A 15,476-nucleotide genomic window follows, 5' to 3' on the forward strand; every position below is an offset into this window, starting at 1 on the left:
CTTGGATTCAGTCCCTTAACCGCGTGGGGTCGCAGCGGCCAGTTTGCCTGCCGAGCCGGACGCCGCCTTGGACGGCGCGACTTGCGGCAGGTTGCTGGCTTCGAGCGCTTTACGTTGCTGTGCCAGGGCTGCGAGGGTTTCCTCGCTGGCCATTGGAATCGTTTCAGGCGTGACCGGCGAACCCGGACGTGCCCGTTGCAGTCCCTTGACGATGATGGTGTCGTCCTTGTTCAGACCGCTACGCACGATGCGCAGACCTTCGATCTTCGGCCCGAGCTCGACGGCGCGGTAGGCCGGCTTGTTCTCGGCGTCCATCACCAGCACGAATTTCTTGCCCAGGTCGGTGCCCACGGCTTCGTCGTTGATCAGCACGGCGGAATAGGTGCCGCTGCCGACCAGCTTCAGGCGAGCGTACAGGCCTGGGGTGTAGGCGCCGTCCTTGTTGTCGAACACGGCGCGACCACGGATGGTGCCGGTCTGCGGGTTGACCTGGTTGTCGATGAAGTTCATCTGGCCCTGGTGCGGGTTGCCGTCTTCGTTGGACAGGCCCATGTAGACCGGCGTGGCCTGGCCGCGCTGGCCTTGGCGAGCGAGTTGGGTGTACTTGAGGAAGACCCGCTCGTCAGCGTCGAAGTAGGCGTAGACCTTGTCGGTGGAGACCACGCTGGTAAGCGTCGTGGTGTCGGCGGTCACCAGGTTGCCGGCGGTGATCTCCGCGCGGCTGACGCGACCGCTGATGGGCGAGGTCACACGGGTGAAGCTCAGGTTCAGCTTAGCCAGGTCCAGTTGTGCCTGGATGGCAGCGACGGCCGCGCGGGCTTCCTGGGCGGCGGTGGTGCGCGAGTCGGCCAGTTCGGCGGAAATGGCATTGCTCAGACGCAGGCGTTCGCCACGCTGGGCTTCGTTCTCGCTGCGGGTCGCGGTGGCACGGGCCTGGGCGACCTGGGCTTCCAGGCGACGGACTTCAGCCTGGAATGGGCGTGGGTCGATCTGGAACAGCAGGTCGCCTTTCTTGACCAGTGCGCCTTCGGTGAAGGCGACTTCATCGATCTGCCCCGACACGCGAGGACGGATCTCGACGGTCTCCGGGGCTTCGAGGCGACCGGTGAACTCATCCCATTCGTTGACCGGCTGCTCCAGCACCTTGGCGACACTGACTTTGGCTGGCGGCATCGAGGCAGCGGTATCGGGAGTCTTGCCGCAGGCGCTCATCACCAGCACCGCCAGCAGCGCAAGGGGGAAACGCAGTTTTGAAAGTGACTGTTGTGGAAGTGAATGGTCCATGGATAGCATCCGCCAATGTATTGAGAATGGGCGGATGATGCGTGGCGCGAAGCGGCGGAACGAATCGAATGAAACAAAGGTAACTATCATTCGGAATGATATAAGCCATCGACGAGCCCTCTAGTTCGGGGCTTTTGTTAGCGTGCTATCAATCAGATTGATGGTTTGAGTATGATCGCAATCATTAATCGGTTCGTTTATTCGGGTAAATAAAGGTCATGGATGCGCTTGACCGATCCATCCTTGCGAAGCGATTCCACGGCGTTGCGCAGGTCTTCGACCATCTTGGCGGAGCATTGCTTGGAGCAGGCGAGGTACAGGTCGGCGTTACTGCCGACCGGGCTCATCAACAGCTTGCGTTTGGACACCTTCGGCCAGATGTAGCGGCTCTCCGGGACACCGTTGAACCACGCGTCGATGCGCCCCTTCAGCAGCATCTGCGCCGGATTGTCACCGATTGCCAGCGGGTAGATCTGCTCATCGCTGAAGCCTTGGGTGCGCAGGATCTCCTCCTGTGCGCTGCCCAGGCCGACGCCGATCTTACGGAAGCTGTCCTTGGCCTGCGCAAAGCTGTCTACTTTCCGATCAAGGCTGAAAAAAGCGCGCTCCATGGGCATGATCGAGGCGATCCAGGTGTAGTGGTCTTCACGCCCGGGTATGCGTGACAGCGGCGTGATCAGATGGTCCTGACTCTCGCTTACGTGCTTCTGGGCCCTGGCCCAAGGGAGCACATGAATCTTCACCGCATACCCGGCCTTGGTCATGGCTGCCACGGCGACATCGCCAACGATGCCATGGCCTCGGGGATCATCGACAAATGTCAGGGGCGGCGCATCGAGGATGTGCAGTTCAATGACTGGAGGTTCGGCGCTCGCCCCATGGGCAGCCAGCAGCGGCAGCAACAGACAAAGCCGGTAAAGCGCTTTGGTCGAGGCATTCAAAACGCGCGTGGTCGGGCTCATGGACGATACTTCAGGCATTGAAAGTGGTGCGCCAATCCAAGCGTAAGGGCGCCGGATATACGTCTACAGGCCGGCTTCATTATAAGAGCCCGCGATCCGGACAGATCCGCTACCACCGTCCCATCCAGTCACACGTCCCATCCAGTCACGTCAGTACCGCCGCCTTGGCCTGATTGCGTGTTTCTGAAGGTATAGATCATTTGCTCGGCGCAAGCCTTGAATTCGGATGTGCAGTGGCTTGGTGGACTGCCCGGGTAGGCCAGCATCGGACTTCCGTGAGATCAGCAAGGGTTCTGAGTCCACCCAAGGCCGTTGTGGGAGCGAGCCGGCTCGCGATGGCGCCCATGAGTTGTAACCTTTTCTGTCAGAAAGTGAGGTTTTCAGCCGCAATATGGGGTCGACAAGCCTCCGCTTAGGCAACGTCTGTAGGTCTTTTGTCCGCGAGGCGTGGGGCGGTTCCTATTCTACAAATTGGGGCACTTTTAGCCCTATCCCATCCCGCACTTTGTCACCTACATTGGGTCTCGCAAATCGGAGGCACAGGAGGCACGGCATCATTAACGATCAACGCTCAGGACGAGCGCGTAGACATTTGCAGCCACGCTCCCAACCGGCCAGCGGGCAACGTTTAAGAGCCACGCTTGGGGAATACGCCATCTCTTTCGCGGGCTTCGCTGAACTGCTTCGTATCAGCCCGCAGTGCCTGACCAACTGGTTCGCCCGAGGCGTTCCCGAGGCACGAATCGAGCAGTTGGCGCGCATGCTCAGCGTGAGAGAAGAGTGGCTGGCAACAGGGGAAGGCGCGCGGGCTCGTGACGTATTTATCCGGCATCCAATGCCTTGAAAAGTCTGGGAGGGAAGGGATATGACTTCAAACAGTTTCCAAAATGAGGTGCCCAAGGCGCGGGTTAACATCAAGCTCGATTTACATACCGGCGGAGCGCAGAAAAAAGTCGAACTGCCGCTGAAGCTGATGGTGATGGGCGACTACAGTAACGGCAAGGAAACGCGGCCGTTATCGGACAGAAACAAGATCAATGTCGATAAGAATAATCTGGACAGTGTCCTTGGGGAGTTTTCGCCCGGCGTCAAATTCGCTGCGCATAACACGCTGGTCAGTGATGAAGCCGAATTTGCGGTCCAGTTGCAGTTCCAACGCATGAAGGATTTCGAGCCTGAGCAGGTTGCGCGGCAGATCCCGCAGTTGCGTGCGCTGTTGGCCATGCGCAATTTGTTACGCGATCTCAAATCGAACCTGTTGGATAACATGACTTTTCGTCACGAACTGGAACGTATTCTAAAAGACGATTCACTCAGTGATGAACTACGAGCAGAGTTGACGGCTTTAGCTCGGAAATAAAGTCGCTCATTCATTCTGTCTTAGGCAAAAAGAGAAGTTTTATCATGCCCATTGAAAGTTCAAGCGTGCAATCGCGCGGCGCTACAGTGTTGTCTGAAGATAGTGGAGTCTATGCTGCTCTTTTCAGTCGGATCAATTTGAGTCCCATCACAGAACTTGCAGATATTGAAACCTTCCAGCATCCCGAGGCGCTGTCCGAAGCCTCGGCCGATGAGCGGGTCACTGCTGCCGTATCGGTATTCCTGAAGTTGCTAAAACAGTCATCGCGCAAAGTGGAGCGCTTGGACAAAGTGCTGCTCGACGAACATATCGCTTCGTTGGACGGACAGATCAGTCGCCAACTCGACGCGATCATGCATCACCCTGACTTCCAGGCGGTCGAATCGACCTGGCGCGGCGTGAAGTCCCTGATTGACCAGACGGATTTCCGCCAGAACGTGCGCGTTGAACTGCTGGATATCAGTAAATCCGATCTGGTGCGAGACTTTGAAGACGCTCCCGAGATCGCGCAGAGCGGTTTGTATTTGCATACTTACACCCGCGAATACGATATGCCGGGAGGCGAGCCTATTGCCGCGGCTATTTCAAACTATGAGTTTGACCGCAGTCCGCAGGATATTGCCTTGCTGCGCAATATTTCGAAAGTGGCTGCAGCAGCGCACATGCCATTCATCGGTTCGGTCGGGCCAGGTTTTTTTGGCAAGGAGTCGATGGAGCAAGTGGCGGCCATCAAGGACATTGGCAACTATTTCGATCGAGCCGAGTACATCAAGTGGAAGGCGTTCCGTGACAGTGACGATGCCCGATATATCGGTCTGACCATGCCACGAGTCCTGGGTCGTCTCCCTTATGGGCCGGATACGCTGCCAGTGCGCAGCTTCAACTATATCGAAAACGTCAAGGGACCAGACCACGATAAGTACTTGTGGACCAATGCCTCCTTTGCCTTCGCCGCCAACATGGTCAAGAGCTTTATTGCCAATGGTTGGTGCGTGCAGATTCGTGGGCCGCAGTCCGGCGGCGCGGTAGCGGATTTGCCGATCCACTTGTACGACCTGGGCACTGGCAGCCAGGTAAAGATCCCTTCAGAGATCATGATTCCGGAAACCCGCGAGTTCGAGTTCGCCAACCTCGGCTTCATTCCTTTGTCGTACTACAAGAATCGTGACTATGCGTGTTTCTTCTCCGCCAGCTCTGCACAGAAACCGGCGTTGTACGACGCGGTGGAAGCCACCGCCAACAGCCGGATCAATGCGCGCTTGCCCTATATCTTCCTGCTCTCGCGCATTGCCCATTATCTGAAATTGATCCAGCGGGAAAATATCGGGACCACCAAGGACCGGCGCGTGCTGGAGCTGGAACTGAACAAGTGGATCGGTGGCTTGGTCACGCAGATGACCGACCCCGGGGACGACCTGCAAGCCTCCCATCCGCTGCGTGAGGCGAAAGTCACCGTGGAAGATATCGAGGACAATCCCGGCTTCTTCCGTGTGAAGTTGTATGCCGTGCCGCACTTTCAAGTCGAGGGCATGGACGTCAACTTGTCGCTGGTTTCGCAGATGCCCAAGGCGAAAGCCTGACCTCTCTTCGAAGGAAACGATGCCATGAAAATTGACCGCCCTTTATGGGCGTCTGGAACCCTGCTGTCTGCGCAACAGTTCCAGCAACAGGCGCGCTGGGAGGCATGGGCGAATGAGCAGCTCGCGCAGCTGGCACTGGTGCACCCCTGGGGTGTGAGCGCTGTGGCGTTTGACCTGGACGCATTGCGCCTGGGCAAGCTCAAGGCAACCCGGCTGCATGTGCGTATGCCCGACGGCACCCTGGTCGATAGCGAACGGGTAGATCGACTGCCGCCCGCACTGGAGCTGGCACGATTGCTGTCCGACGATGCCCAGGAAGCGGTCCTGCTGCTGGCGCTGCCGCTGGAGCAGGCCAATGGCAACAATTGCTTGATGCAGGAAGGCCGGGCCGACCGGCCAACCCGTTATCGCCAGGACTGGCGAGCGGTCCAGGACATCTACGCCGACGATATCCAGTCCATCGGTGTACTGGAACACATCCTCGGTCTGCGTCTGGACAGCGACGACAACGGCGAATACCTGACCTGTCCGGTCGCGCGCCTGGTGCGCGATGGGCAAGGTGGGTGGGGCCTCGATCCGGCCTATGTGCCGCCACTGCTCAGTTTCGCCGCGCATCCGGGACTCCTGGGCCAGTTGGACAATCTGTTGACTCAACTGTCCGCCAAGCGCAAGCGACTGATGGGCATGCGTCGGGAGAGCAATCAGCGCATGGCCGACTTTGCCGTCGCTGATGTGTCGCTGTTCTGGTTGCTCAATGCGCTGAACACTTATCAGCCGGTACTGGACGACCTCAAGTCATTCCCGCAGCGGCATCCCGAGCAGGTTTACCAAGTGCTGGTGAAACTGGCCGGAAGCCTGCTGACGTTCTCCCTGGAGCACGATACCGACGAGATTCCAGCCTATCGGCATGAGCAACTGGAAACGGTGTTTGCGCCACTGATGCGCACCATCGCCAAGTTGCTGGAAGCCAGCCTGCCATCGCGGGTCGTTGCCTTGGCGCTGGAGGAACCGGGCGCCAACCGCTGGCAGGTGACGCTGAACGACGCACGCTTGCGCGAACCCGATGGCGCGGATTTCTACCTGTCGGTGCGTAGCCTGTTGCCGGCGGCGCAGTTGCAGGACCAATTCCCGCGCCTATGCAAGGTCGGCGCGCCGGACGATGTCGATCAGCTGATCAACGCCGCTCTCGACGGGGTCCCGCTGCTGTCCCTGCGCCATGTACCGGCGGCGATTGCGCTGCGTCTGGAGAATCAGTACTTCGCCCTCGATCTCAGCCATCCCGAGGGGCAGGCCATGCTGGCCGTGGGCACCTTTGCCTTTTATGTACCGAGCACCTTGGCGGACGTGAAGCTTGAACTGTTTGCGGTGTTGCGCGCATGAATCGGACTAACCAGAAACAGTCTTTAATCGCGGCGGACATGGATGCCCTGCTGCACGATACCTACATGTTGGTGGTCGAGTTGCGCCAGGGTGCTTCGACGCCTCAGATCCAGCAGCTATGGCAGGCATGCGTAAAGCAGGTTGAGGATACTCGACGGCAACTGGGGCAGGCAGGCCTCGATCAGTCCAGCATCGATCATGTCAGCCATGCTCAATGCGCCTTGCTCGATGAGACTGTGCTCAGCTGTAGCACAGCAGACATCCGCGCCCAATGGGCCTGCGAACCGCTTCAGGCGAAGTTTTTCAATCGTCATCAGGCCGGGATCTTTCTCTACGAGCAGATGCACGAAGTCTTGCGCGCGCCTGCCCCGGACAAGCGTGTGCTGACAGTCTTCCAGCGGGTATTGCTGCTCGGATTTCGGGGGCGCTATCCGGAGGCGGCCGATCCTGAGCGTGAACAGATACTGGCGGCACTCAACGCGCACGTACCGCCCTTGGTCGTAGACCAGCAACTGGTCTTGCAGCCGGCGCGCAGCACAGTGATTGGCGGCCTGTTCCAGCGCCGATCACCGCTGTTCCATGCCCTGATGGTCGCACTCTTGCTCGTCGGTGTCTGGTGGGCAATGGATCATTTGCTGCATGGCGTGGTGACCTCGCTTTCACCCGGTGAGGCATGACTTGCAAATGACGACCAGATTGCAACACGCCCTCGGGCTTTGGGCGGGAATGCTGATCCTTGGATTGCTCGCCATCATCCCGCTTGCTGGTCCGGTGCGCATCGTCGTGGCTCTGATCGTCGTGTGCGGTGTGTCATTGGGTTGGTTTCTGGCCAGGCGTCGCGCCGCGCATCAGCGTGCAGGGGGCCTATGGGCTGACACGGTGTCCTTGCCCCCGGCTTCGTTTCGTCGGCCGGTCGTGCTCGTATGTGGCGATGGCATGGACAGTCTGTTCGGCACAGTCGTCGCCGAGCGGCTTGCCTTGAGGCATACGGATCAGGGCTGCTATGTGTGCGTGCCGGCATTGGAGAAACTGCCGGACATTACTGAAAGCCTCCTGGCGTTGCGCCCGCAGTGGCACGCCCAACTCAGTGTCATGCTCGTCCTCAATCCTTGCGCACACACCGACAGTGGCGTGCTGGCCGGACGGCTGCGCACGTTTCGCCACCAGGCGGCAATTGCGCGCAGGCAGGGGACGGCGCTGCCGTTGATGCTGGTGAGTTACTTTCAAACCCGGCAAGGTGAGGACTCATGGTTCTGCTGGGCGAATGGCGAGGGCAGCCCTCGCGTTCGTGACGCCGGGGCGTGCGTCAGTCTGACGGATTGGCAATTGCACGCCGCCGATTCGTCAGTGCAAGCAACGCGGATGCATGCCTGCGTGCAACTGAGCAGCGCCGCGGCCTGGCTGCATGAAGCCGTCTTGCCACACCTCGCCATCCGCGAGGCTACCGGACCGTTCGGATCGGTAACGATTTGCGCAATCAGGCAAGTATCGGCATTGCCCCAGGTGATGCACGAAAACCTATGGCGAAAATGGCTGCGCAAGCGGTTGGTGCTGACGGACAACAGGCAAGCCGTGACGGATGCGGCGCTGCCATTCCCGGATCCTTTGCTGAACCTGATCCCACTGCGCGTCGGCCCCACGTCGACACAGCGCGCCAGTGTCGTTGCCCTGTGGCTGTTTGCGCTGGCCGGTGCGGTCGCGCTCACCAGTTCGGCCTGGCAGAACACCCTGTTGGTGCGTCAGGTCAGCGACGACCTGCGTCGCTATACGTCGATCCCTGAGTCGGTTCCGCGCCGCCACGGCGAATCGGCATTGCGCGAAGACGCCATGACGGTCCTGCGTCAGACCGCCAGGCGCCTGGACACCTACTACCGTCACGGTGCCCCGCTGGCACTGGGCCTGGGCCTGTATCGGGGCGAGCAGCTCAGGGGACCGCTGCTGACGGTCATTGCCCGTCACGGTGGGCCGGCTGTGCCAATGCTTGCGCAGTCGGAACCGGTGCGCCTGGACAGCCTGTCGCTGTTCAGCCCGGGCAGCGCCCGGCTCAAGCCGGACTCGACCAGGGTATTGATCAATGCACTGCTCGGGATCAAGGCCCGGCCCGGTTGGCTGATCGTCATCGCCGGGCACACCGATGCCACTGGAGATGAATGGCAAAACCTTCAGCTGTCCCGCGCCCGGGCCGCCGCCGTGCATGAATGGATGCAGCACATGGGCAGCATTCCGGACCGGTGTGTCGCCGTGCAAGGGTTCGGCGCCAGCCAACCGATCGCCAGCAATGACACCGAGGCAGGGCGCGCGGCCAATCGTCGTGTCGATATCCGTCTGGTGCCTGAAGAGGGGGCCTGTGCCTCCCCCACGGCAGGCCCGGACACGCAACCCCCCGTCGCATTCCGCGACTTTTAACCCTCAGAAAAGGAGCTTCACATGGCAATTCCCATTTACCTCTGGCTGCACAAGGACGCAAACGAGGCCATCAAGGGCTCGGTTGATGTGCGAGAGCGCGAGGGCAGTATCGAGGTGCTCGCCCAGGAACACAGCCTGTACATCCCCACGGATAACAACACCGGTAAGTTGACCGGTACGCGGGTGCATGCGCCATTTCTGTTTTCCAAGGAAATCGATGCCTCCAGCCCTTATCTCTACAAGGCAGTAACCACCGGCGAAACCCTGGAGAGCGCGGAATTCAAGTGGTACCGCATCGACGATGCCGGGCAGGAAACCGTGTATTTCATTACCCGGTTGGAAAAAGTCAAGGTCGTCAGGGTTGCTCCGCAAATGCATGACATCAAGGACCCGACCAAAGAGAAGCACAACCATCTGGAACAGATTGAGTTGCGCTACGAAAAGGTCACCTGGACCTACAAGGACGGCAACATCATCCACTCCGATTCTTGGACTGAGCGCCAGAGCGCCTGACGCACAAAGGGCCGGTTGAGCGTCCGTTCGCGGACGCTTCACCCGAGACATCGCCCTTGATCCGCAACTTGCTCTACCGACACACGGAAAACCCGCACAAGGACGCCCCTCATGGCACAGAGCTCCACTCGTTTGCTTCGTCGTCTCAACCCTTACTGCGCCCAGGCGTTGAGTGCGGCGGCCTCGCTGTGTCAAAGCCGCGCCCACGCCCAGGTCACCATCGAACACTGGTTGCTCAAGCTGCTTGGTCAGGGCGAAGGTGATCTGACGTTGATCGCGCGCCGTTACGAGTGGGACCTGGAGGCGCTGTGGTACGGCTTGCTCAACCACATCGACACCCTGCCACGCAGCGTACAGGGCAAGCCGCAGCTGGCGGAGCCCCTGCTACAACTGATCGGCAACGCCTGGCTGCGCGCTTCAATGGATGATCATAACGACAGACTGCGCTCCATACATTTGCTCGGCGCCCTGATGGACACGCCCGGCCTGCTGGCCTGCGAGGCCGCGTGGCCCTTGCTCAGCCTCAGCGAGGCGCAATTCCAGCGTCTGTTTCCTTTGCTTGAACAAACTTCCGAAGAACGACCCGAGATCCAGAAACAGCTGGCTGTGGACGGGGCGGTGGGCGCCATGAGTGACTCTGGTCCCGCGTCGCAGCAGCCTGGTGCACAGCAAGCCCTGCTGGACAGATTCACCCAGGACCTGACCGCGAAGGCGGGGCGAGGGGAGATCGATCCGGTGTTCGGTCGGGAAGATGAAATCCGCCAGGTCATCGATATCCTCAGTCGCCGGCGCAAGAACAATCCACTCCTGGTGGGCGAACCCGGGGTCGGTAAAACCGCGCTGGTCGAAGGCCTGGCGCTGCGCATTGCCCAGGGCGAGGTTCCCGACCGGCTCAAGTCGACCTGCGTGCGCGCCCTTGACCTCGGATTGTTGCAGGCCGGCGCCGGGGTCAAAGGTGAGTTCGAACAGCGCCTGAAAAACGTCATCGATGCCGTGCAGCAATCCGACACCCCGATCCTGCTTTTCATCGACGAAGCCCACACCCTGATCGGCGCCGGCAACCAGGCGGGTGGCGCCGACGCGGCGAACCTGCTCAAACCCGCCCTGGCCCGTGGTGAATTGCGCACCATTGCAGCCACCACGTGGAGTGAATACAAACAATATTTCGAGCGCGATGCTGCGCTGGAGCGGCGCTTCCAGAGGGTCAAGGTCGACGAGCCGGACGACGCGACTGCCTGCTTGATGCTGCGCGGTCTCAAAGGCCGCTATGCCAGCCACCATGGCGTGCACATCCTGGACGCAGCGGTGCAGGCTGCCGTCAGTTTGTCGCGGCGCTACCTGGCGGGCCGCCAATTGCCCGACAAGGCCGTCGACTTGCTGGACACCGCTAGTGCACGGGTACGCATGAGCCTGGACTGCGAACCCCAGGCGCTGGTCCGGGTGAGAGCGAGCCAGACCGCCTTGGCGCAGGAGCAACAAGCGCTGGAAGCCGACCGGGAGCTGAGTGGCTGTGCCGATACCCAGCGCCTGGGGCAAATCGCTGAGCAGTACCTCCACTTGCAGCGTCAGCAATCCACCCTTGAGCGGCAGTATCGGCAGGCCCTCGACCTGACCCAACAACTGCTCGCTGCGCGCCAGGCAGAGCCACCGCAGCGTGAGGCCTGTGCGCAACTGCAACGACGCCTGGACGAGGTCCAGGACAGTCAACCCCTGCTGTCCCTGGACGTTGACGCACGCAGCGTGGCTGAAGTGGTTGCTGACTGGACCGGAGTTCCGCTGGGCAGCTTGCTCAAGGATGAACAGGACAATCTGTTGATGCTGGAGCAGCGATTGGGCGAGCGCGTCATCGGCCAGGCCACCGCGCTCAACGCATTGGCCCAGCGCCTGCGTGCGGCCAAGACAGGCCTCACCGATGACAAGTCACCGTTGGGCGTCTTCCTGTTGGTGGGCACCAGCGGCGTCGGCAAGACCGAAACCGCCCTGGCGCTGGCCGACAGTCTGTTTGGTGGCGAGAAATCCCTCATAACCCTCAACTTTTCCGAATACCAGCAAGCGCACACCGTCAGCCAGCTCAAAGGCTCGCCCCCTGGATATGTGGGCTACGGGCAGGGCGGGGTACTGACCGAAGCCGTACGCCAGCGGCCTTACAGTGTCGTGCTGTTGGACGAGGTGGAAAAAGCCCATCGCGATGTGCTGAGCCTGTTCTACCAGGTTTTCGACCGCGGTTTCATGCGTGACGGGGAAGGGCGCGAAATCGACTTTCGTAACACGGTCATTCTCATGACCTCGAACCTGGGCAGCGATCTGCTGCAAGCCCATTTGAACGCGCAGCCCGACACACCGGATAGCGCCTTGCACGAACTGCTGCGACCGATCCTGCGCGAGCACTTCCAACCCGCCTTGCTGGCGCGCTTCCAGACCCTCATCTATCGCCCGCTGCTCGCCGATGCTCTAGAGCGCATCGTCGCGATCAAGCTCGGCCAGGTTGCCCGGCGGCTGCAACGCCACTACGGCCTGGACTGCGAGGTAGACAGCGCACTCAACACGGCGCTGGTGAGCGCCTGCCTGTTGCCCGACACCGGGGCGCGCAACATCGACAGCCTGCTCAACGAACAGATCCTGCCGGTGCTGAGCCAGCAATTGTTGCAACGTCGGGCCGCGCGGCAGCGAACCCGGGCAGTGAGGTTGGGCTATTGCCGCGAGGAGGGCGTTACGTTGCGCTTCGTCGATGCCGTGAATACACACGACACCGTCATCATGGAGGCCGCCCAATGAACACCGCCGTGCGCACCTTCTTCGACCACAGCCGCCATACCCTGCGTGTCGGCGACCTCAAGGCCAAGCTCGACGTGCTGGCCTTCGAGGGCGACGAGCACCTGAGCCGGCCGTACCACTATCGCATCGAATTCACCTGCACCGAACGCGATCTGGCGGCCGAAGAGTTGCTCAACCAGTACGCCCATTTCAGCCTCTACGCCATGCCGCCACCGCCCACCCCGCGGGGTTTCACGCCGCCGGTGATCAAGCCGTTACGCACCTTCCATGGCGTGGTGTGCGGCTTCAAACGGCTGTCCGGCTCCAGGGACGAAGCCCGCTACGAAATCACCTTGCAACCGCGCCTGGGGTTGCTGGCCCGAGGCAAACAATTCCGGATCTACCAGCACCAATCGGTGCCGGAGATCGTCGAGCACATCCTGCGCAGCCGCCACGGTTTCGAGGGCCAGGACTTTTACTTCAAGCTGGCACGTGACTACCCGCGGCGCGAACAGGTCATGCAGTACGACGAAAGCGACCTGGCCTTCATCGACCGGCTGCTGGCCGAGGTCGGCATCTGGTACCGCTTCACCAGCCACGAGCGCCTGAGCATCGACGTGGTGGAACTCCACGACGACCAGCGCCATTACCAGCGCGGCATCGAGCTGGCTTATCAGCCGCAATCGGGCTTGACCAGCAGCGGCCAGGACAGCGTCTGGCAGCTGCAAACCGCCCACGAGGTGGTGGAACGCAACATCCACTTTCGCGCCTATCACTACCGCGACGCCCACGCCTTCCTTAACGGCGAAGTCGACCAGACCCGGCGCGCCCCGGGCACCTACGGCGAGGCCTATCATTACGCCGAAGCCTACCGGGAACTGGGTGACCGCTACGCCCAGGACGAAGACCTGCTCAGCGAAAGCGGTTTCTTCTACGCCCGCCTGCGCCACGAGCGCTACCTCAACCAACGGACCCGACTCAGCGGCACCAGCAGCAGCGCGATCCTGGCACCGGGCCAACAGCTTAAAATCTCCGGCGGCGCACCCCAGGCCTTCGCCCCTGGTGCGGTGATCGTCCAACTGCGCACCGAAGCCGCCCGCGACCGCAGCTTCGTTGCCACCTTCGAAGCGATCCCCTATTCGGAAACCGTGTGCTTCCGCCCGCCATTGCCGCCCAAGCCGCGGATCGCCGGCACCGTCCCGGCCCGCGTCAGCAGCCCGGAGCGCAACGACCGGTACGCCGAGATCGATCTGGAAGGACGCTACAAAGTCCGCTTCCTGTTCGACCGCGACACCTGGCAACCCGGCCGGGAAAGCCTCTGGCTACGTCTGGCCCGGCCCTACGCCGGCGACACCTACGGCCTGCACCTCCCCCTGCTGGACGGCACCGAAGTGGCCGTCGCCTTCGAACAGGGCGACCCCGACCGCCCCTACATCGCCTACGCCCTGCACGACAACGAACACCCCGACCCGGTGACCCTGCACAACTACAAACGCAACGTCCTGCGCACCCCGGCCAACAACAAACTGCGCATGGACGACCTGCGCGGCCAGGAGCATATCAAGCTCAGCACTGAGCACAGTGGCAAGAGCCAGTTGAACCTGGGGCATTTGGTGGATGGCGAGAAAGCGAAGCGTGGGGAAGGGTTTGAGCTGCGTACGGATGGTTGGGGGGCGATTCGGGGGGGTAAGGGGCTGTTTATCAGTGCTGATGAGCAGGCCAAGGCCAACGGTGACGTATTGGCCATGGCGCCCGCGTCCGAACGGGTACAGACGGCTAGCCAACAGATGACTGGCTGGCAGCAGATCGCCCAGGCCCACCACAGTCGCCCGTCGGCCATTGACGGGTTGCGGCAGCTTCAGACCGACGCCAAGGACCTCAGCGGTCCCGCGATCCTGCTCAGCGCACCCAAAGGCATTGGAGCCGTGACGCCGGCCAGCCTGCTGCTGGAAAGCGGAAGCGCCCTGTACCTGCAAAGCCAGGACGAGATCAGTCTCGCCGCCGCCAAGCGCCTGTCGGCGCATGCCAACCAGGGGATTTCGTTGCTGGCGCAACAGGAGGGTATGCGCCTGGTCTCCGGCAAGGGACCGCTGGAAATCGAATCCCATGGCGACGTGCTGGACCTCAAGGCCCAGCAGGACATCACCGTGCAGTCGGTGCAGGGACACGTGCAGGTGACGGCCAAGAACGGCATCACGCTGGGGTGTGGTGGGGGCTTTATTCGGATTACCGCCGAAGGCGAAATCCAGATTCACAGCCCCGGTGTGGTCAGCATAAAAGGACAGCACCGGCTCAGCGGACCATCCAGCGAAGCGTTCCCCCTGCCTGAATTACCCGGTTCTGTGTGCAAGGAGTGTTTGAAAAAAGCCCGGGCCGCTGCACAGGGGTTCATGCCTCGGGAGGTTTCGGCATGACCGCCGCTCACTGCAATGCCTGGCTCGATCTACTGGAAGTGTCTTGTGCGAAGAGCGGCCTTACCCATCTCGACGTCATCGTGGACCAGGCCGCCAGTGACGTCCCGTTATTGCCCAGCGTGCGCTGTGTAGCACCGCCGCTGCAGTGGCAGTCGCTGTTCACCGGTTTGCCCGAAGAGGGCGCTACCGAGCTGGCGCCGTTGTTGCTGCGTGTCGACTTGATACAGCCCCTGCAACGGCAATGGCTGGGCAACCTGATCCAGGCGTCACGGGGGCGCTCACAGTTGCTGATCCTGGCTTCGCCATGGCCCTTTGCGGCGCTGGCCGAATACCTCGGCCGTTGTCTGGAAGCCACCAATGGCGGCTGCGACGGGCTGCTGCGTTATTACGACCCAAGGCTGTTTCCACTGCTGTTCAGCCATGTGCTGCAACCCGAGCAACAGCAGCTCTTGCTGCGCCCCGCGGTGTTCTGGAGTTGGCTGGATCGCGACGATATGCCTGCGTACCTCCCTGGTTGCCCCGGTGTCCCCCTGGCCGCTGATGACTGTTTACCCATGGCGCTGAGCGATAACCAGCTGGAAACCCTCGGCTGTGCCAGTGATGCAACCCTTGCCATGGGCAATCTGCTTGCCGGCCGTACGCCGCATTGGGGGGCTGAACAATATTTTCATCAGTGTTACGCCGCCATGATCGAGGCCACCGAAGCGGGATTGCTTCTGGTTTCCGAGCGTGAAGCTTTTGCCCTTGAAAGATTGCTTGCGCCCGAATGACCGGTCTTCAACGAAAGGAAACGATCTTATGCCTACATTTGCGATAACCAGGC

At 61.1% G+C, this 15,476-nt stretch carries 11 protein-coding genes; 9 read left to right on the plus strand and 2 right to left on the minus strand.

From position 1 onward, the window contains the following. Positions 1-15: 15 nt before the first annotated feature. Both mexE and RGM2987_RS22625 read right to left on the minus strand, forming a co-directional pair. A complete protein-coding gene (gene mexE, locus RGM2987_RS22620; protein WP_245145036.1) occupies positions 16-1,284 on the minus strand; it encodes a multidrug efflux RND transporter periplasmic adaptor subunit MexE in 1,269 nt (422 codons plus the stop codon). Positions 1,285-1,481: 197 nt separating this feature from the next. Beyond that, positions 1,482-2,246, minus strand: a complete 765-nt coding sequence (locus RGM2987_RS22625; RefSeq protein WP_245145037.1) for an ABC transporter substrate-binding protein — start codon at positions 2,244-2,246, stop codon at positions 1,482-1,484. An 865-nt stretch (positions 2,247-3,111) separates the two neighbouring features. Here RGM2987_RS22625 and tssB point away from each other — a divergent pair. The 9 genes from tssB to RGM2987_RS22670 all read left to right on the plus strand — a co-directional run bounded on the left by tssB (position 3,112) and on the right by RGM2987_RS22670 (position 15,423). After that, a complete protein-coding gene (gene tssB, locus RGM2987_RS22630) occupies positions 3,112-3,606 on the plus strand; it encodes a type VI secretion system contractile sheath small subunit (protein WP_245145038.1) in 495 nt (164 codons plus the stop codon). A 44-nt stretch (positions 3,607-3,650) separates the two neighbouring features. After that, the gene (tssC, locus tag RGM2987_RS22635) at positions 3,651-5,186 is read left to right on the plus strand and encodes a type VI secretion system contractile sheath large subunit (protein ID WP_245145039.1); all 1,536 of its coding nucleotides are present in this window, start codon (positions 3,651-3,653) and stop codon (positions 5,184-5,186) included. A gap of 24 nt (positions 5,187-5,210) precedes the next feature. Next, entirely contained in the window at positions 5,211-6,566 is a 1,356-nt protein-coding gene (tssK, locus tag RGM2987_RS22640) for a type VI secretion system baseplate subunit TssK (protein WP_245145040.1), read from the plus strand. Then, a complete protein-coding gene (tssL, locus tag RGM2987_RS22645; RefSeq protein ID WP_245145041.1) occupies positions 6,563-7,243 on the plus strand; it encodes a type VI secretion system protein TssL, short form in 681 nt (226 codons plus the stop codon). The genes tssK and tssL overlap by 4 nt, the downstream gene beginning before the upstream one ends. Positions 7,244-7,250: 7 nt before the next feature. After that, on the plus strand, positions 7,251-8,972 hold the full coding sequence (locus RGM2987_RS22650; protein ID WP_245145042.1) for an OmpA family protein: 1,722 nt from the start codon (positions 7,251-7,253) through the stop codon (positions 8,970-8,972). A gap of 21 nt (positions 8,973-8,993) precedes the next feature. Next, on the plus strand, positions 8,994-9,485 hold the full coding sequence (locus RGM2987_RS22655; RefSeq protein ID WP_245145043.1) for an Hcp family type VI secretion system effector: 492 nt from the start codon (positions 8,994-8,996) through the stop codon (positions 9,483-9,485). 111 nt (positions 9,486-9,596) lie between these two features. Further along, positions 9,597-12,260 carry a type VI secretion system ATPase TssH gene (tssH, locus tag RGM2987_RS22660; RefSeq protein ID WP_245145044.1) on the plus strand — a complete coding sequence of 888 codons (2,664 nt, stop codon included), beginning with the start codon at positions 9,597-9,599 and terminating at the stop codon, positions 12,258-12,260. Next, positions 12,257-14,653, plus strand: a complete 2,397-nt coding sequence (vgrG, locus tag RGM2987_RS22665; RefSeq protein ID WP_245145045.1) for a type VI secretion system Vgr family protein — start codon at positions 12,257-12,259, stop codon at positions 14,651-14,653. The genes tssH and vgrG overlap by 4 nt, the downstream gene beginning before the upstream one ends. Continuing rightward, a complete protein-coding gene (locus RGM2987_RS22670; protein WP_245145046.1) occupies positions 14,650-15,423 on the plus strand; it encodes a DUF4123 domain-containing protein in 774 nt (257 codons plus the stop codon). Before vgrG ends, RGM2987_RS22670 begins: the two co-directional genes overlap by 4 nt. Positions 15,424-15,476 lie beyond the last annotated feature (53 nt).

Source organism: Pseudomonas sp. RGM2987, assembly GCF_022952855.1.
Taxonomy (GTDB): Bacteria; Pseudomonadota; Gammaproteobacteria; order Pseudomonadales; family Pseudomonadaceae; genus Aquipseudomonas.